Annotated in this window: 17 protein-coding genes; 3 read left to right on the forward strand and 14 right to left on the reverse strand. The window is 71.5% G+C overall.

Features of this window, described 5'->3' with window-relative positions:
* Positions 1 to 202: 202 nt before the first annotated feature.
* The 11 genes from ABZW18_RS18215 to ABZW18_RS18265 form a co-directional block, all read right to left on the reverse strand.
* A complete protein-coding gene (locus ABZW18_RS18215; RefSeq protein ID WP_356188460.1) occupies positions 203 to 1,519 on the reverse strand; it encodes a glycosyltransferase family 87 protein in 1,317 nt (438 codons plus the stop codon).
* A gap of 83 nt (positions 1,520 to 1,602) precedes the next feature.
* A complete protein-coding gene (mutM, locus tag ABZW18_RS18220) occupies positions 1,603 to 2,511 on the reverse strand; it encodes a bifunctional DNA-formamidopyrimidine glycosylase/DNA-(apurinic or apyrimidinic site) lyase (protein WP_356188462.1) in 909 nt (302 codons plus the stop codon).
* A 420-nt stretch (positions 2,512 to 2,931) separates the two neighbouring features.
* Positions 2,932 to 3,891: a ribonuclease III gene (gene rnc, locus ABZW18_RS18225; RefSeq protein ID WP_356188512.1), complete on the reverse strand. Its 960-nt coding sequence runs from the start codon at positions 3,889 to 3,891 to the stop codon at positions 2,932 to 2,934.
* 19 nt (positions 3,892 to 3,910) lie between these two features.
* Positions 3,911 to 4,084: a 50S ribosomal protein L32 gene (gene rpmF, locus ABZW18_RS18230; RefSeq protein ID WP_356188464.1), complete on the reverse strand. Its 174-nt coding sequence runs from the start codon at positions 4,082 to 4,084 to the stop codon at positions 3,911 to 3,913.
* A gap of 2 nt (positions 4,085 to 4,086) precedes the next feature.
* Positions 4,087 to 4,716, reverse strand: coding sequence for a YceD family protein (locus ABZW18_RS18235; RefSeq protein WP_356188514.1), 630 nt, complete (start codon positions 4,714 to 4,716; stop codon positions 4,087 to 4,089).
* A 151-nt stretch (positions 4,717 to 4,867) separates the two neighbouring features.
* The gene (locus tag ABZW18_RS18240; protein ID WP_356188466.1) at positions 4,868 to 5,983 is read right to left on the reverse strand and encodes a cell division initiation protein; all 1,116 of its coding nucleotides are present in this window, start codon (positions 5,981 to 5,983) and stop codon (positions 4,868 to 4,870) included.
* Between the two features lie 190 nt (positions 5,984 to 6,173).
* Positions 6,174 to 6,659, reverse strand: a complete 486-nt coding sequence (coaD, locus tag ABZW18_RS18245) for a pantetheine-phosphate adenylyltransferase (RefSeq protein WP_356188516.1) — start codon at positions 6,657 to 6,659, stop codon at positions 6,174 to 6,176.
* A 26-nt stretch (positions 6,660 to 6,685) separates the two neighbouring features.
* Positions 6,686 to 7,285 (reverse strand): 16S rRNA (guanine(966)-N(2))-methyltransferase RsmD, encoded by a 600-nt coding sequence (gene rsmD, locus ABZW18_RS18250; protein ID WP_356188468.1) that lies wholly within the window; start codon positions 7,283 to 7,285, stop codon positions 6,686 to 6,688.
* 129 nt (positions 7,286 to 7,414) lie between these two features.
* Positions 7,415 to 7,933 (reverse strand): hypothetical protein, encoded by a 519-nt coding sequence (locus ABZW18_RS18255; protein WP_356188470.1) that lies wholly within the window; start codon positions 7,931 to 7,933, stop codon positions 7,415 to 7,417.
* 198 nt (positions 7,934 to 8,131) lie between these two features.
* Positions 8,132 to 10,330: an ATP-dependent DNA helicase RecG gene (recG, locus tag ABZW18_RS18260; RefSeq protein WP_356188472.1), complete on the reverse strand. Its 2,199-nt coding sequence runs from the start codon at positions 10,328 to 10,330 to the stop codon at positions 8,132 to 8,134.
* 47 nt (positions 10,331 to 10,377) lie between these two features.
* On the reverse strand, positions 10,378 to 12,228 hold the full coding sequence (locus tag ABZW18_RS18265; protein ID WP_356188474.1) for a DAK2 domain-containing protein: 1,851 nt from the start codon (positions 12,226 to 12,228) through the stop codon (positions 10,378 to 10,380).
* Positions 12,229 to 12,468: 240 nt separating this feature from the next.
* On the opposite strand from ABZW18_RS18265, the gene rpmB reads away from it, so the two are divergent.
* The gene (gene rpmB / locus ABZW18_RS18270; RefSeq protein ID WP_014628431.1) at positions 12,469 to 12,654 is read left to right on the forward strand and encodes a 50S ribosomal protein L28; all 186 of its coding nucleotides are present in this window, start codon (positions 12,469 to 12,471) and stop codon (positions 12,652 to 12,654) included.
* A gap of 140 nt (positions 12,655 to 12,794) precedes the next feature.
* Here the strand turns inward: rpmB and thiD are convergent, their stop codons facing one another.
* Both thiD and ABZW18_RS18280 read right to left on the reverse strand, forming a co-directional pair.
* Entirely contained in the window at positions 12,795 to 13,640 is an 846-nt protein-coding gene (gene thiD, locus ABZW18_RS18275; protein ID WP_356188476.1) for a bifunctional hydroxymethylpyrimidine kinase/phosphomethylpyrimidine kinase, read from the reverse strand.
* Between the two features lie 10 nt (positions 13,641 to 13,650).
* A complete protein-coding gene (locus ABZW18_RS18280; RefSeq protein ID WP_356188478.1) occupies positions 13,651 to 14,619 on the reverse strand; it encodes a thiamine-phosphate kinase in 969 nt (322 codons plus the stop codon).
* Positions 14,620 to 14,810: 191 nt separating this feature from the next.
* Between ABZW18_RS18280 and ABZW18_RS18285 the strand changes: the two genes are divergently transcribed.
* Positions 14,811 to 15,044 (forward strand): Lrp/AsnC ligand binding domain-containing protein, encoded by a 234-nt coding sequence (locus ABZW18_RS18285; RefSeq protein ID WP_064070330.1) that lies wholly within the window; start codon positions 14,811 to 14,813, stop codon positions 15,042 to 15,044.
* A 20-nt stretch (positions 15,045 to 15,064) separates the two neighbouring features.
* Positions 15,065 to 15,553 carry a DUF3515 domain-containing protein gene (locus ABZW18_RS18290; RefSeq protein ID WP_356188480.1) on the forward strand — a complete coding sequence of 163 codons (489 nt, stop codon included), beginning with the start codon at positions 15,065 to 15,067 and terminating at the stop codon, positions 15,551 to 15,553.
* An 18-nt stretch (positions 15,554 to 15,571) separates the two neighbouring features.
* Here the strand turns inward: ABZW18_RS18290 and ABZW18_RS18295 are convergent, their stop codons facing one another.
* Entirely contained in the window at positions 15,572 to 16,762 is a 1,191-nt protein-coding gene (locus tag ABZW18_RS18295) for a D-alanine--D-alanine ligase family protein (protein ID WP_356188482.1), read from the reverse strand.
* Between the last annotated feature and the right edge of the window lie 52 nt (positions 16,763 to 16,814).

The raw sequence follows: 16,814 nt of genomic DNA on the forward strand, positions 1-16,814 counted from the left end.
TGACCGCTCGATGTTTGGGCACGTTCGGGCCGTCCCTGGGCCGTCCGATGGCACCCAAGGGCGACCAACGTTGACAACCGTCAACAGTTAAGCCGCAGGTCACAGCGTTGGTTGCCGAGGAAGCTCCAGGTCAGGGACCCCCCGTTTCACTTCTTCGGCTTCTGAGGCGACCCGGCCGGCATACGGCCGACCGGAAGGGCCCCTACCGGGACCGGGGGCGCGGGACGGTCGCCCGCCACAGCCGTAGGCAGGACAGCAGCGTCGCCGCGAGCAGCAGCATGTTCCGCAGGACCACCACCGCGACGCCCTGCCAGGAGCTGTTCAGCACCGCGCCGAAGAACAGCGGGTAGTCCACCGTGGTCACCGCCGCCGCGAGCAGCAGCAGCACCGCGACCGGCCGCTGCGTGGTCCGCCCGACGGTGAGGCACACGGCGGCCAGGCCGATCAGCCAGATCAGGTACTGCGGGCTGATCACCCTGCTCGTCGCCGTGAACAGCAGCACCGCCGCGAGTGCGGCGTCGTACGGTGTGGCCTCGCTCCACCGGCGCGCCCGCAGCCGCCACAGCAGCAGCCAGCCGAAGGCCACGGCAGTGAGCAGCAGCGACGCGAGGGCCACGGAGGAGACGTACGGCCCGACGAACTCGAACGACCCGTACTGGTGTCTCACCCGTCCCGGCCACCCGAGGAACCTCGCCGTGTGCAGCAGCGCCCCACCCATCGACTCGATCTCCACGCCGCGCTCCTGCTGCGCGAACAGAAAGTCGAACGCGCCACGGAAGGCGACCCCGAGCAGCAGGAGCAGGGCCGCTGCGGACATCGTGAGCGCGAGCCACGCCTCCCGGGTCGTGCGGCCGCGGGGAGTGCCCAGTACGGCCAGTACCGGCCACACCTTGATCACCGCGGCGAGGCCGGCCAGCACCCCGCCCAGCCGCGGCCGGCCGGCCAGTGCGAGCAGCGCGAGGACGGTGATACCGGTGACCAGCACGTCGTAGCGGGCGTAGGGGAGGCTGAGCAGGAGTGGCAGCCCCAGCAGCCACAGCCAGGCACCGGCCAGGCTGCTCCCCTGGCGCCGGTGAGCAGCCCGCGCCAGAGCCACCAGCACCACCGCGTCGGAGACGATCATGAGCAGGACGAACCCCTGCAGATAGCTGATCGCGGGCGCCAGGCCCGGCACGACCATCACCAGCCCGGCCCCGGGCGGGTACTGCCAGGAGACGTCGCCGACCGGGAAGGACCCGTCCCGCAGCCGGCCGTCCCAGCGGTGGTAGAGGACATGGACCTCGCGCGCGATGTCGTCGTGGCCCTGGCGGAGCAGCGCGAGCATCACCAGCCGGGAGGCCAGCCAGTACGCGGCGAGCACGAGCCAGTCGCGCGGCCAGGTCCGCGGCCGGGACCAGCGAAGCCGGCCCGCCGGGACGGCCGGAGCGGGAGCGGGGTGGTTCGCTGTCGCCGTCGGCGGTGCCGCGCCCTCCGTCGTCCTCGGCTGCTCCGGGCCAACCACCGTGGGCGCGTCCGTCACCATCGCCTCCGCATACGCATATGAGGGATCCCTGAACCGGGACAAACCTCAATGAATATAGGCAATTGGCGACGGTCTGTGGCTCACGCGCGCCGGGGCAGCGCTCTCCGCACCGGAGGGCGCTGGCAGCGGGGGCAGTAGTAGCTGGACCTGTTCATCCACGGACGGCGCCGGATCGGGGTGCCGCACCGGCGGCAGGGCTCGTCCTCGCGGCCGTACGCGTCCAGGGAGCGGTCGAAGTAGCCGGACTCCCCGTTCACATTGACGTAGAGGCTGTCGAAGCTGGTACCGCCGACTGCGAGGGCCTCGTTCAGCACATCCCGTATGTGGCCGAGGAGTTCGACGCTCCGTGGCCGGGTCACGGTCGCCGTCGGGCGCTCGTAGTGCAGCTTCGAGCGCCACAGCGCCTCGTCGGCGTAGATGTTGCCGACCCCGCTGATCAGCGACTGGTCGAGCAGCGCCCGCTTGACGGTCGTACGGCGGCGGCGCAGCGCGGCGTGGAAGGCGTCCTCGTCGAAAACCGGGTCCAGCGGGTCCCGGGCGATATGGGCGATGGCGTCCGGCAGGCCGTCCGGTTCCCCCGGCACCTGGGTGTGCAGCGACAGCCCGCCGAAGGTCCGCTGGTCGACGAAGCGCAGCTCAGTGCCGCCCAGCCCGCCGGCCTCTGGTGTCCGGGTGTCGGTGAATTGCACGCGGATGCGCAGATGGGGCTCTTCGGGGGCGCCCGCGGGCTGTACGAGCAGTTGGCCGCTCATGCCGAGGTGGCCGAGGACGGAGGTGCCGGTGTCCTCGACCGGCAGCCAGAGGTACTTGCCGCGGCGGTGAGCCGGACCGAACGTACGGCCGATCAGCCGGTCCGCGAAGTCGGCCGGGCCGGCCAGATGACGGCGGATCGCGCGGGCGTGCCGTACCTCGACCGATGTGATCGTGCGGCCGGAGACCCACTGTTCCAGGCCACGGCGGACGACCTCGACCTCGGGCAGCTCTGGCACGGGGGCTCCTCCGGGAGGGGATCGGGATACGCGGCGCGCGGAAGGTGGTGCTCCGCGGCGCCGCGGGGGCGTTGCTTCTCCCTCCCGCCCCCTGAAGGGGCACGGGAGGAGTCACGTCGTGGACACGGCAGCGGCTACGGCATGTCTCCGGCGGCGCGACGAGGTGCGGCCCGCCGCGCGGACGGGACGGGGACATCAGCCGCTCCGCAGTGGGCTCGGCGTCCTCGTGCCCCGGCAGCCACCTCTCGAACCGGGCGTGGGGCCTGACCTGTCGATCGGGACGGGTCAGCGGCGGCGGTCCAAGGCAGGGACGGGCGTTCTGTACGGGAGACTCCCCCGGGCTTCGCCATGGCACCCGCCCCGGAAGGGCGTTCGGGGGGAGCCTCGCATGCCCGCGACGCTCCCCCTGACACTGCCCGGCTAGCGCGCCGCTCCGGATGCGCCGCCCGCCCGGGCGGCCTCACCGAGGGACTTGCCCGACGGTCGCGAGGCGTCGGCGCCTGCCGGGGCGTGCCCGACGGTGTGCTCGTCCTCCGTCGGTTCGGCCGCCGTGGCCGAGTCGACGACGCTGTCGGCGTCCGGATCCGAAGCTTCGGACTCCGCAGCGGCGGCATCCGCGGCGGCAGCGTCCGCGGCTTCGCGGATCGAGAGCCAGGCGGTCTCCGCCGCCTGCTGCTCGGCTTCCTTCTTGCTGCGGCCGGTGCCGGTGCCGTACGTGACACCACCGACGCGGGCAGCAGCCGTGAAGATCTTCTCGTGGTCGGGCCCGGTCTCACTGACCAGGTACTCGGGAACACCCAGCCCCTCGGTGGCGGTCAGTTCCTGGAGACTGGTCTTCCAGTCCAGGCCGGCCCCGAGGTTCGAGGACTTCTCGATCAGCGGGTCGAAGAGCCGGTGCACCAGCTCGCCGGCGACCTCCAGCCCCTGGTCGAGATAGACCGCGCCGATCACCGCTTCGAGGGTGTCCGCGAGGATCGATGCCTTGTCCCGGCCCCCGGTGCCCTCTTCGCCCCGGCCGAGCCGGATGAAGGAGCCCAGTTCGAGGCCGCGGCCGACCTCCGCCAGCGCGCGCGAGTTGACCACCGCGGCCCGCAGCTTGGCCAGCTGGCCCTCGGGCAGGTCGGGGTGGATGCGGTACAGCGTGTCGGTGACCACCAGGCCGAGCACGGAGTCCCCGAGGAATTCGAGGCGCTCGTTGGTGGGCAGCCCGCCGTTCTCGTACGCGAAGGAGCGGTGGGTCAACGCACGCACCAGAAGGGCGGACTCGAGCTTGTACCCGAGCCGCCCTTCCAGAAGCGTGTGGGACGAGGCCGTGTCCGCCTGCTGCGCCGGGTCACCCCCGCGTTTACGGGGAGCCTGGGGCGTCTTGGCGTCCGACATGAAGCCTGTCACCCGCCGATCAGACCTCGAGGACCTGGCGGCGGTTGTAGGTGCCGCAGCTCGGGCACGCGATGTGCTGCTGCTTCGGCTCGTTGCAGCGCTCGCACGCCACCAGGGTGGGGACCGCAGCCTTCCACTGCGACCGGCGGTGGCGCGTGTTGCTGCGCGACATCTTCCGCTTCGGAACAGCCACGGCTACTTCTCCTGCTTCTCGTCGACGCCCGCTTCGGCGCCGCTCATGTTGTCCTTCTCGCCGCCCTTGACGGTTTCGGCGAGTCCCTGCAGTGCCGCCCAACGTGCGTCGACGGCGTCGTGGTGGTGGTCCGGGTCGTCCGCGAGCCGTGCTCCGCATTCGGAACACAGTCCGGGGCAGTCCTCCCGGCACACCGGCTGCAGCGGCAGTGCGAGCACCACCGCGTCACGCAGCACGGGCTCGAGGTCGAACAGGCCGTCCTCGAGGAAGAGCGTGTCCTCGTCCTCGGCGTCGTCGCCCGATTCCGCTTCGCGGCTCCGGACATCGGCGTCGGGGTAGGAGAACATCTCCTGGAAGTCCGCGTCGAGCTCTCGCTCCAGCGGCTCCAGACACCTTACGCACTCGCCTGTCAGCGGTGCACGGGCGGTGCCGGTGACAAGCACACCTTCCATGACCGACTCCAAGCGGAGATCGAGCTCCACGGTCGCGTCGTCGGGCACCCCGATGACCTCGATACCGAGGTCCCCGGGCGCCTTGACGGAGCGGGAGAGCCGCTGCAGCGTGCCAGGACGCCGACCCAGCTCATGTGTGTCGAACACGAGCGGGTTGCGGTGGTCGAGGCGGGCGTTCAGGGCTTCCAACTTTCTACGCTGCGGTACCGGCCGTCCGAAACTGAGCTGAAACGGGCAGCCGAGATCGCGGACGTACACGCGACCGAACAGCCAGGATACTGGACGCGCGGCCGGAGTCCCAATCCGCTCCGCGGGGCAGCGGCCGGGACGGTCAGCGACCCTGTTCGTACTGCCGCAGCTGGTCCAGATCGATCACGCTGGTGTCGAAAAGACTCGTCTCGTCGAGCGCCGAGGCCTGCTGTTGCTGCTGTGGGTGCTGCTGCTGTTGCTGGGGTGGCTGGGGTGGCTGGGGTGGCTGGGGTGCGTAGCCGGCGTTCGGGTCGTAGGGCTGCTGATAGCCGTACGGGTCCTGGAGCGGGTAGCCGTACGCGTCCTGCTGGACGTAGCCCTGGTAGGCGTACGGGTCCTGCTGGTAGACCGCGGCCGGATCGTAGTACTCCTGCTGCGGCTGGGGCTGCTGCGGCAACTGGACCGGCATTTCGGGCTGCTGCTGGGGCTGCTGCGGCAGCTGGGGCGGCATCTCGGGCTGCTGGGGGTGCTCCTGGGGCGCGGCCAGGCCCGCCAGGTAGTCGGCGTCGCTGGTCTGCGGGGCGTGCATCGCGCCGTCCTGGGCGGCCATGTGCGCGCCGAGATCGTCCGCGGCCTGTTGACCGTGCAGCTTCTGTCGTCCGCGGCCCACCGCGGCCAGGGTCTTGGAGAGCACGGCCTCGAAGGCGCCGATCTTGGCATCCACATACGAGTCGGCCCGCTCCCGGAGGGTGCCGGGGTCGACGCTGCGCTCCGGGGCGTCCTCGTCCTCGTACCCCTGCTCGTCCAGACCGGGTCCGAGGCCGAGCAGCTTCTCGCGGCCGCGGCCGACGGAGCCGAGGGTCTTGGTGAGGACGACCTCGAAGTTGGCGAGCTTGCTGTCGACGTAGTCGTCGGCCTCCGCGCGGATCTCCTCGGCCTCGCGGCGGGCCTCCGCGCGGATGCGGTCGGCCTCCTCCTGGGACTGCCGGGCGACCTCGGTGTCGGAGATCAGCGAGCCTCGCTGGGCGTGCGCGGAGTTGATGATCCGCTCGGCCTCCTGGCGGGCCTCCTCGACCATCAGGTCACGGCCGCCGAGCAGTTCCTGCGCCTGGGCGAGGGAGCCGGGGAGGGCTTCGCGGACCTCTTCGAGCATGGCGAGCAGCTCGGCGCGGTTGACCACGCACGAGGCCGACATGGGCATGGACCGAGCGCTGCCGACGGTCTCGACGATCTCGTCGAGCTTCTTCTGCACGTCCACCTTGGGTGCTCGCCAATCCTCTCTCTGCCAGGGGGCCGGCCCGCGGCGGAGCCGCCGACGGGCGCGGCGCCTCCGGGAGACACACAGCATGCCGGAGGGCCGGTACGGAACGACTGTACGGCCACGGACACCGTGCCGACACCTACTGACGGGCCTTCAGCTCAACGGCCCGACGCGGCAACGGCAGAGGTCACTCACCGCGTTCGGCGAGCCGCTCGGTGAGGGCTTCCAGGACCAGCGGGGGCACGAGGTGGGAGACATCGCCGCCCCAGGCCGCGACCTCCTTGACCAGGCTGGAGGAGAGGAAGCTGTACGTGGGGTTGGTGGGGACGAACAGCGTCTCCACCCCGGAGAGGCCGTTGTTCATCTGGGCCATCTGGAGTTCGTAGTCGAAGTCGCTGACCGCGCGGAGGCCCTTGACGATGGCCGGGATGTCGCGCTGCTTGCAGAAGTCGACGAGAAGGCCGTGGAAGGCCTCGACCTGGACGTTGCCGTACTCGGCGGTGACCTGGCGGAGCAGATCGATCCGCTCCTCGACGGTGAACAGGCCCTGCTTGGACTGGTTGATCATCACGGCGACGTGCACCACGTCGTACAGCTTGGAAGCACGGCCGATGATGTCGAGGTGTCCATTGGTAACGGGGTCGAAGGACCCCGGACAGACTGCGCGGCGCAACAGTTGTTCCTCGCTCTCCGGTCCGGTCATGACGTGATGGGGGACGTCGCAGTGGTGCGCGTCGGGGCGGCGCGACCGTACCAAAGCGTGCCCTCGCCGTAGCGACGGGCCCGCAGCCCGTCGAACCCGGCGGGCCACCGGAATTCACCGCCTCTGGTGCTGCGCTCCACGGTGGCGAGCGCATCCTCCGTGAGCCACCCACTCGCACTGAGTGTGAGCAGGATCTCGCGCAGATCATCGTCGGTGACCGCGTACGGCGGGTCGAGGAAGACCACGTCGTACGCGGCCTCGGGAGCCGGGCTGGCCAGGATCTGCTCCGCCTTGCCGGCACGCACCTCGGCGCCGGGCAGCCCGATGGATCGGATGTTCTCCCGGATGACGCGGGCGGCGCGGGTGTCGGCCTCGACGAGCAGCACATGCGCGGCGCCGCGGGAGAGCGCCTCCAGGCCGACGGCGCCCGAGCCGCCGTAGAGGTCGAGGACGCGGGCACCGTGCAGGCTGCCGAGCAGCGACTCCCAGGTGGAGAACAGGCCCTCGCGCGCGCGGTCGGAGGTGGGGCGGGTGCCATTGCCCGGCGGTACGGCCAAGCGGCGTCCGCCGGCGGCTCCGGCGATCACGCGGGTCATGGAGTCCGGTCCTTCGTCGTGGGTGGAGCAGCGGCCTGCAGCCGGCGACGGCCGCTGCCCCCCACGATATGGCGTCCGGCCGGGCCGGTCCCACCGCCGGCCCGGCCTCGGTCACGCCCCGGACCGGTGTCAGTCCTGTGCGGACTCCCCGACGGCCCCGACCAGAGCGGGAGAGGCGTACCGCGACCAGGACAGGCAGCCGTCGGGCGGGCAGTACTCGGGGCGGCGCGAGTCATGGCCGAGCTCACGGAGCTTCGTCCGCACCGAGTCGGGGGTGCGGCCGAAACGGGCGGCTATCCGGGCGATGGTCTCGCCCGCGTGGAATCGGTGGGTGAGATCCTCCTCGTGCTGGGGCACCCAGGGGGCACCGTGGCCGGGGAACAGCTCGCGCAGGACGTCCCGGTCCGGGATGGGCTCGGCCACATCGGCGACGAGCGCGAGCGCGCGCAGGGCGCGGTTGAGCGCGATACGGAGCGGCGGTACTTCGGAGAGGGGCAGGGTGAGCGCGCCGGAGGCGAGCAGCGCCTCGGGCATGTCCTCATGCCATCCGGCGAGGGTCAGAGTCACGGTGGAGTCGTCGTCGCTGGCGAGCTCGATGCGGAAGATCTTGTCACCGAGCGGCAGTTCGTTGATGTGCCTGAATGCCATGAATACAGCCCCCAATGGTCCAAGTCGGCCTATCCCTTGATGGATCGGCTCGGACTGTGTCCATTCTCCCAGGGGGGTCTGACATTTCTTCCGCTCGCCGGCCGCCGGGCCCGCCCGTTATCCGGCCGCTCGTTCGCTTGCCGCCGTTCCTCGTTCAGATGCCGCCGTTCCCTGTCCCAGGGCCGGTCCGCGGGTGGTTCAGCCCTTGTCGAGGAACTGCTCCCGCTCGGCGTCCAGCAGGGCGTCCAGCGCGGTCCGCAGCTCCGGGAAGCCGGTCAGCTCGGGGTCGCCGGAGACGATGGTCACCGCCTCCTCGCGGGCCGCGGCGATCACTTCCTCGTCCTCGATGACGGCGAGCATGCGCAGCGACGACCGGACGCCGGACTGGGCCTGTCCCAGGACGTCGCCCTCGCGTCGCTGCTCCAGGTCGATCCGGGACAGTTCGAAGCCGTCGAGCGTCGCGGCGACCGCGTCCAGCCGGGCGCGGGACGGGCTCGCCTCCGGCATCTCGCTGACGAGCAGACAGAGTCCGGGGGCGCTGCCGCGGCCGACCCGGCCGCGGAGCTGGTGCAGCTGCGAGACGCCGAAGCGGTCCGCGTCCATGATCACAATCACGGTGGAGTTGGGCACGTTCACCCCGACTTCGATCACCGTCGTCGCCACCAGGACGTCCACGTCCCCCGCGGCGAACCGGCGCATCACCTCGTCCTTGGCGTCGGGCTGCATCCTGCCGTGCAGCGGTTCGACCCGGAGCCCCGCGAGCGGGCCCTTGGCAAGCTGTTCGGCGATGTCCAGCACGGCCAACGGGGGCCGCTTCTCGGCCTCGTCCTCCGCCGACGCCTTCTTGGGGTCGTCCTCCTCGTCGCCGATGCGCGGGCACACCACGTACGCCTGGTGGCCGCCCTCCACTTCCTCCCGCACCCGTTCCCAGGTCCGGGTGAGGAAGTGCGGCTTGTCCTTCGCCGGTACGACATGGCTGGCGATCGGCGACCGGCCGGCGGGCAGCTGGTCGAGGACGGAGGTCTCCAGATCGCCGAAGACGGTCATCGCCACGGTCCGCGGGATGGGTGTCGCGGTCATCACCAGGAGGTGCGGCGGCTGTTTGCCCTTCGAACGCAGGGCATCCCGCTGCTCGACCCCGAAGCGGTGCTGCTCGTCGACCACGACCAGGCCCAGATCGTGGAACTGGACCTTGTCCTCGATCAGGGCGTGTGTGCCGATGACGATCCCGGCCTCGCCGGTGACCAGGTCGAGCAGCGCCTTACGGCGGGCGGCGGCGCCCATCGAGCCGGTGAGCAGCACGACCTTGGTGGCCTGTTCCGCCCCGCCGAGCATGCCTCCCTCGGCCAGCTCGCCCATCATCTCGACGATCGACCGGTGATGCTGCTGGGCCAGCACCTCGGTCGGCGCGAGCATCGCGGCCTGTCCGCCCGCGTCGACGACGCCGAGCATCGCCCGCAGCGCGACCATGGTCTTTCCACTGCCGACCTCGCCCTGGAGGAGGCGGTGCATGGGGTGTTCGGTGGCGAGGTCGTCGAAGATCTCCGCCGACACCGCTCGCTGGCCGTCGGTCAGGGTGAAGGGCAGCTTGGCGTCGAAGGCGTCCAGCAGGCCGGCCTCGCGCGGTACCCGCGGCACGGCGGGCAGCTGCGCGTCCGCATGCCGCCGCCGGGCCAGGGCGACTTGGAGGATGAACGCCTCGTCCCACTTGAGGCGGTCACGGGCGGCGGCGATATCGGCTTTGGTGCGCGGCCGGTGGACCTTGCGGAACGCCTCGGGCAGGGTGTCCAGGCCCCGGCCCGCCCGCAGCCCGGTGGGGAGCGGATCGGCGAGGTGCTGCCAGCCGTCGGCCTCGAAGGTGTCCAGGAGCGCGCCGACCGACTTGGCGATCTGCCACGACGAGAGCTGTTTGCAGGCGGGGTAGAGCGGCAGCAGCTGACTGGCGAAGCTGTCCACCGCGTCGGCGCCGCTGTCCTGGTCCAGCATCTCGTAGTCGGGGTGCGCGAGCTGGCGGGTGCGGTTGAAGACCGAGACCTTGCCCGCGAACATGCCGCGCCGGCCGGGCAGCAGTTCGCGCTCGTGATGGTGTGCGGCCCGGCCGAAGAAGACCAGGGTCAGCGCGCCGCTGCCGTCGGTGACGACGACCTCCAGCCGTACGCCCTTGCCGTGGTTGAAGGTCTTCTTGGCCGCCTTGGCGACCTGCGCGACGACGGTGACGTGCTCGTCCAGCGGGAGGTCGGCGAGCCGGGTCAGCTCGCCGCGCTCGGCGTACCGCCGGGGGTAGTGGTGCAGCAGGTCGCCCGCGGTGTGCAGGCCGAGATGGTCGGCCATCACCTTCGCGGTGTTGCCGCCGACCGTCTTTCTCAGGGATTCATCCAGCGCGGGCACGCAGTCCATTCCACACCATGGCGGTGACAGGGCCGGGCGTCCGACTCACTCGAGGATCACTCGACGCCGATGAGCAGCGGTACGGACGGCTGACCGCCGCGGTAGACGACGGTGTCGACGGCGAGGTGGGCCTCCCGTACGTGCGACTCCAGCCCGTCGGCGAGGTCGTCCGGGATGCCGGAGCCGAGCACCAGCGTGACCATCTCGCCACCCGCGGCGAGCATCCGGTCGAGCAGGGTCGCGGCGGTTCCGGCCAGATCGGCGCCGATCACCACGACGTCGCCGTCGATCAGGCCGAGCACGTCGCCGGCCTGGCAGACCCCGGCCATGGTCCAGGACTGCCGCTCGGCGACGGCGAGTTCGGCGTACCGGGTGGCGCCGGCGGCGGCGGTCATGGCGACGACGTCCTCGTCGAAGCGGCGGCCGGGCTCGTGCACGGCGAGCGCGGCGATGCCCTGGACGCTGGAGCGGGTCGGGATCAGCGCGACCCGTACACCCTCGGTCCGCGCCTGCTCCGCCGCCGCCGCGGCGGTGTGCCGCAGGTCCGCGTCATTGGGCAGCAGCACGACCTCGCGCGCGTGGGCCCGGCGGATGGCCTGGAACAGCTCACCGCTGGCCGGTGGCTCCCCGGGACGCGCGGTGACCACCGTCGCGCCGGCCTCCAGACAGAGCGCTGCGAGCCCCTCGCCGGGGACGACGGCCACGACGGCGCGTGCCGCCCGCTCACGCTGTCCTTGCGGGTCGCCGCCCGTGCCGTCGCCCGGTGTGCACACCTCGGCGCCCGTGGGTACGGCGGCGTCGAAGTGGGTGATCCGGATCCGGTACGGGCGTCCTGCGTGGACGCCCGCCTCCACGGCGGCGCCCGCGTCGTCCACGTGCACATGCACGTTCCACAGCCCGTCGCCGCCCACCACGACCAGCGAGTCGCCGAGCTCGTCCAGCCGCCTGCGCAGTTCGGCGACCGACTCGTCGTCCGCCTCCAGCAGATAGATCACTTCGTAGGCGGGCCCCGCGGGGGCTCTCCCACCGGGGCCGAGCGCACCGCCGGACCCGATGGCGGACGGTCCGCGCTGCACATGCTCAGGGCGGCCCGGCCGACCGGTGGCGCTGCCCTCCCCGCGCTCCGCGGCGCCGATCGGTCCCATCGCGGTCTCGCCGGACACGGCCTCCACCAGTGAGCCGAGCACGGTGACCAGACCGCAGCCGCCCGCGTCCACGACGCCGGCACGGCGGAGGACGTCGAGCTGCCCAGGGGTCGCCTCAAGCGCCGCACACGCCCCTTCGTACGCGGCACGCGCCACGACCGAAGCCCCGCCCTCGGCCCGCTCGGCGGCATCGGCCGCGGCGGTGGCCACCGTGAGGACGGTGCCCTCCACCGGGTGCGCGACAGCCTGGTACGCCGACTCCGCGGCCCGCCGCAGCGCGCGTCGCAGTCTCTCCGCGTCCCCGCCCGAAGTCGCGATGCCGGGCAGACCGGGCATGCCGAGCGGGCCGGGCAGCCCGGGCGGCACCACAACGGGCGCGCGGCGGGCCCCCCGCGCACGCCCCGCGGACTTCCCGGCGCCGTCACCGGCAGGGGCGGCCAGCACCTCCGCCATGCCACGCAGCAGCTGGGCCAGGATCGTCCCGGAGTTCCCCCGGGCCCCGATCAGCGCCCCGTGGGCCATCGCCCGTACGGCGTCGGGGAGCGCGGGTCCCGTGTCATCGGCGACCGCCGCGTGCGCGGCGAATACCGCGTCCACGGCCTGTGCCGCCGATTCCACGGTCAGATAGAGATTCGTCCCGGTGTCCCCGTCCGCGACCGGATAGACGTTGATCGCGTCGATCCCCTCCCGGGCCTCCCCCAGCGCCTCCAGGGCGAGCCCGCACCACGTGCGTACCGTGGTGGCGTCGAGGGTGTGCAGCACCTGCGTCCTCCTCGGACCGGGGCGGGGAATTCCACCGCAGGGTAGTCGCGGGTCCAGGGCCTGCACGGGGCGGGGGCCCCGGCCCGCCATGGTAGTTTCGTTGTACGGGAGCGGTCGTTGTATGCTGCTCCGGTTGCCCGATGAGAATCGGGCCATTCCCACCTGGCACTGCCGGTCGATCACTGACCTCGGCGACGCCGGGATTCACCGTAAGTGCATCTGAAGTCTTTGGAGTGACCCGTGGCTGCCAACTGCGACGTCTGCGGCAAGGGGCCGGGCTTCGGCAACAACATTTCGCACTCGCACCGCCGCACTCGCCGTCGTTGGAACCCCAACATCCAGACGGTGCGCGCTGTGGTCGGGCGGACGCCGAAGCGGCTCAACGTCTGCACCTCGTGCATCAAGGCCGGCAAGGTCGCGCGCTGACGTTCCCGTCGTAGCGCAGCCCTCGCCGGTTGCCTGAGCCGGTCCACCGACAGGTGGACCGGCTTTTTGCATGCCCTCACGGGCCCGTAGCCCCGTAACCGGCCCTTGCCGCCTCGTCGGCGGCTCTCGCCGGCTCGTTGTCATGCCTGAGTCGCGGGCCGTTGTGCGGAGTCCCGGCGCCACTGCCAGGCGTGGTCCACCGGGCCGATGCCGCCACCCAGCGGGAAGCCCCCCGCGATCGCCCCCGTCACGTACTCCTTGGCCGCGGTCACCGCCTCCGGCACGGTCCGCCCGCGCGCCAGCTGCGCCGCGACGGCGCCGGCGAGCGTGCAGCCGGTGCCGTGGGTGTGCCGGTTGTCGTGCCGTACGGACCGCAGCCAGTGTTCCTCCGCGCCGTCCGTCAGCAGATCCACCGCATCCCCGTCGAGGTGCCCGCCCTTGATCAGCGCCCAGCGCGGCCCGAGTTCCAGCACCGCATCCGCCGCCCTCCGCAGATCCGCCTCCCCCCGGACCCGCACGTCGGTCAACTGCGCCACCTCGTCCAGATTCGGGGTGGCGACGGTCGCCAACGGCAGCAGCTTCGTACGGACGTGAGTGAGCGCTGAGGGCGCGAGCAGCGAATCGCCGTGCTTGGAGACGCCCACCGGGTCGACCACGACCGGTGCACCGATATCCGCCAGCAGCTCCGCGACGGTCTCGACGAGTTCGGCCGAGGCGAGCATGCCGGTCTTCACCGCCTGCACCCCGATGTCGTCGACGACACTGCGGAACTGCGCCCGGACGGCTTCGGCCGGCAGTTCCCACGCGCCCTGCACGCCCAGCGAGTTCTGCGCCGTGACGGCGGTGAGCACGCTCATCCCGTGCGCACCCATGGCCAGCATCGCCTTGAGATCGGCCTGGATGCCCGCGCCGCCGCCGGAGTCGGATCCGGCGATGGTCAGCACACGGGGCGGTGCCTGCGAAGGGCTCTGCGGGGATATCTGCATACGGGCGAATCTAGTGGCTGTCCTCGATGTCGCCGAAGTGGTCCCAGCCCGCCTTCTCCCAGGGCGCCCCGTCCACGGTCACCTGCGGCAGAGCCGAGGGGTTGAGCACCTCGCCGATCACCCGCCACCGTGCCGGGAGTTTCACATCCCGCGGGAAGGTCGCGACGATCGCGTGGTCCTCTCCCCCGCCCAGCACCCAGGTCAGCGGGTCCACGCCGACGGCCTGCCCGATGTCGGACATCTGTGTGGGGACGTCGATCGCGCCCGAGTGGAGATCGATCCGGACCTTGCTGGCCTCCGCGATGTGCCCGAGGTCGGCGACGAGTCCGTCGCTGACATCGGTCATCGCGGTGGCACCGAGGCCGGCTGCCGCGGGCCCCGCGTGGTACGGCGGTTCGGGGCGGCGGTGTGCCTCCACGAAGGCACGGGGCGACCGGAATCCCCGGGAGAGCACGGCGTGCCCGGCCGCGGACCAGCCCAGCCATCCCGTCACGGCGACGACGTCGCCCGGCTGGGCCCCGGACCGGGTGACCGGCTCGTGGTTGCGCAGATCTCCGAGCGCGGTGATGGCGACGGTGATGGTGTCGCCGCGTACGACGTCGCCGCCGACCACGGCCGCGCCCGCCACCTGGCACTCGTCGCGGATACCGTCCATCAGCTCGACGGGCCAGGTCACGGGGAGGTCGGCCGGGACGACCAGGCCGAGCAGCAGCGCGGTCGGGACCGCGCCCATGGCCGCGATGTCGGCGAGGTTCTGGGCGGCCGCCTTACGGCCGACGTCGTACGCCGTGGACCAGTCGCGGCGGAAGTGCCGGCCCTCCAACAGCAGATCCGTACTGGCGACGACCCGCCGGTCCGGTGCGGTGACCACCGCGGCGTCGTCCCCGGGCCCGAGCCGTACGGCCGGGGTGGTGGTGAGCCGCGAGGTCAGCTCCCTGATGAGCCCGAACTCCCCCAACTCGCCCACGGTGCCCTTCATCGGTGTGCCCCTTCTGCCCCAGTGCGCTTGCGCTCGCGTACCGACAGTGGTGTCGGTACGGTCAACTTGTACTTCCTGTCCGCCGCACAGAGCACGCCGTCCGGTGCGCGGGTCTCCCCCTGCCGCTCGGCGACGCGATACCGTGGCGTCTCTTCTTCCCACATGATCCTCGTGGCCGCCCTGGAGGTTCCGTGGTACAGGCGTACATCCTGATCCAGACCGAGGTCGGCAAAGCCTCGACCGTCGCCGAGACGATTGCCAAGATCCCGGGGGTGATCCAGGCCGAGGACGTGACCGGTCCTTACGATGTCATCGTGCGCGCGCAGGCCGACACGGTTGACGAACTCGGTCGCATGGTGGTCGCGAAAGTCCAGCAAGTGGACGGCATCACCCGCACCCTGACCTGCCCGGTGGTCCATCTGTAGCCCCCGTCTATGCTCGGCCGGTGAGTGCTTTCACCCGCCGGCTCCTCTGCCTGCCCGCCGTCGCCCTGCTGACTGCCACCGCCGGTTGTTCCCTCACGGACGGAGGCGGCGCACGCCCGGTCCCCACGCCGTCGGCGCAGGCTGCCGAGATGTGCCGGAAGTTGCAGGACGAGCTGCCCGGGACCGTGGACGGGCTCGACCGCAGTGCGAGCGAGCCCGATTCGGACTTCGCAGCGGACTGGGGCGACCCCGCGGTGCAGCTGCGCTGCGGGGTACCGCGGCCCGAGCTGCTGACGCCCGGAAGTGAACATTACAACCCCACGGCGGATGCGGTGGAGGTCAACGGCGTCGACTGGCTGCTGGAGAAGCAGGAGGACGGCTACCGGTTCACCACCACCGGGCGCAAGGCCTTCGTCGAGCTGACGGTTCCGGGAAAGTACGCCCCCGAGGTCGATGCGCTGACCGACCTCGCGGGCGCCGTGGAGAGGACCGTGCCGAGCAGGCTCTGAGGCCGGTAGCGGTACCCGCTAGCGCAGCCCGGTCGGGCGGCGCAGCGCCGCCTGGATCAGCCGGTCCACCAGCTCCTGGTAGCTCACACCGCTCTCCTGCCACATCCGCGGGTACATGGAGATCGGTGTGAAGCCCGGCATCGTGTTGATCTCATTGATCACGAACTCCCCGCTGTCCAGCAGGAAGAAGTCCGCGCGGACCAGACCCTCGCAGGAAGCGGCGTCGAAGGCCCGTACGGCCAGCTCCTGGACGCTCGCGGTTTCCTCGGCGGTGAGCGGCGCGGGCACGACACCGGCGGCGGAGTCGATGTACTTCGCCTCGAAGTCGTAGAAGTCGTGCGAGGTCACCGACGGGATCTCGGCGGGGACGCTCGCCCGCGGCCCGTCCTCGAACTCCAGCACCCCGCACTCGATCTCCCGGCCACGCAGCAGCGACTCCACAATGATCTTGGGGTCGTGCCGCCGGGCCTCCTCGAGAGCGTCCTCGAGCCCTTCCAGCCCGTCGACCTTGGTGATGCCCATCGAGGATCCGGCGCGCGCGGGCTTGATGAAGACCGGCCAGCCGTTCTCCCCGGCGAAGTCGACGATCTTCTTCCGGGCGGCGGAGGGGTTCCGGTCCCACTCGCGGGGCCTGATCACCTCGTACGGGCCGACGGGCAGCCCGTAGGAGATGAACACCCGCTTCATGTACTCCTTGTCCATTCCGACGGCGGACGCGAGCACACCCGCGCCGACGTACGGAATCCCGGACAGCTCCAGCAGCCCCTGGAGGGTGCCGTCCTCCCCGTACGGCCCGTGCAGCACCGGGAAGACGACGTCGACCTCGCCGAGCACCTTGGGCACCGCGCCGGGTTCGGTGTAGACGACCTCGCGGCTGGCCGGGTCGACCGGCAGCAGCACGGCGCCCTCGGCGGACTCCGTCAGCTGGTCCACGCTCGGCAGCCGGCGGTCCGCGATCGCCATCCGCTCGGGATCGTCGGCGGTCAGCGCCCAGCGGCCGTCCGTGGTGATGCCGATGGGCAGCACCTCGTACTTCGTCCGGTCGATCGCGCGCAGCACGGCGCCGGCGGTGGCCACGGAGATGGCGTGCTCGGAGCTGCGCCCGCCGAACACGACGGCGACGCGCGGCTTGCGCCCGGCTTCTCCGGTGGGAGGGGTCCCTCCCACGGAGGAGGGGACGGGGCTCTGGGGGGAGGACTCGCTGCTCATATCGCGACGAGACTACCTTGCGCCTCCGGGCGTCCGGCAGTCGGCGACACCG

This window comes from Streptomyces sp. NPDC004647 (assembly GCF_040609575.1).
GTDB lineage: Bacteria > Actinomycetota > Actinomycetes > Streptomycetales > Streptomycetaceae > Streptomyces.

Bases quoted from the DNA above. Each gene is read 5' to 3' on its own strand.
- rnc (WP_356188512.1), bottom strand. From the start codon at position 3,891: ATGTCGGACGCCAAGACGCCCCAGGCTCCCCGTAAACGCGGGGGTGAC.
- rsmD (WP_356188468.1), bottom strand. From the start codon at position 7,285: ATGACCCGCGTGATCGCCGGAGCCGCCGGCGGACGCCGCTTGGCCGTA.
- ABZW18_RS18255 (WP_356188470.1), bottom strand. From the start codon at position 7,933: ATGGCATTCAGGCACATCAACGAACTGCCGCTCGGTGACAAGATCTTC.
- recG (WP_356188472.1), bottom strand. From the start codon at position 10,330: ATGGACTGCGTGCCCGCGCTGGATGAATCCCTGAGAAAGACGGTCGGC.
- thiD (WP_356188476.1), bottom strand. From the start codon at position 13,640: ATGCAGATATCCCCGCAGAGCCCTTCGCAGGCACCGCCCCGTGTGCTG.
- ABZW18_RS18280 (WP_356188478.1), bottom strand. From the start codon at position 14,619: ATGAAGGGCACCGTGGGCGAGTTGGGGGAGTTCGGGCTCATCAGGGAG.
- ABZW18_RS18295 (WP_356188482.1), bottom strand. From the start codon at position 16,762: ATGAGCAGCGAGTCCTCCCCCCAGAGCCCCGTCCCCTCCTCCGTGGGA.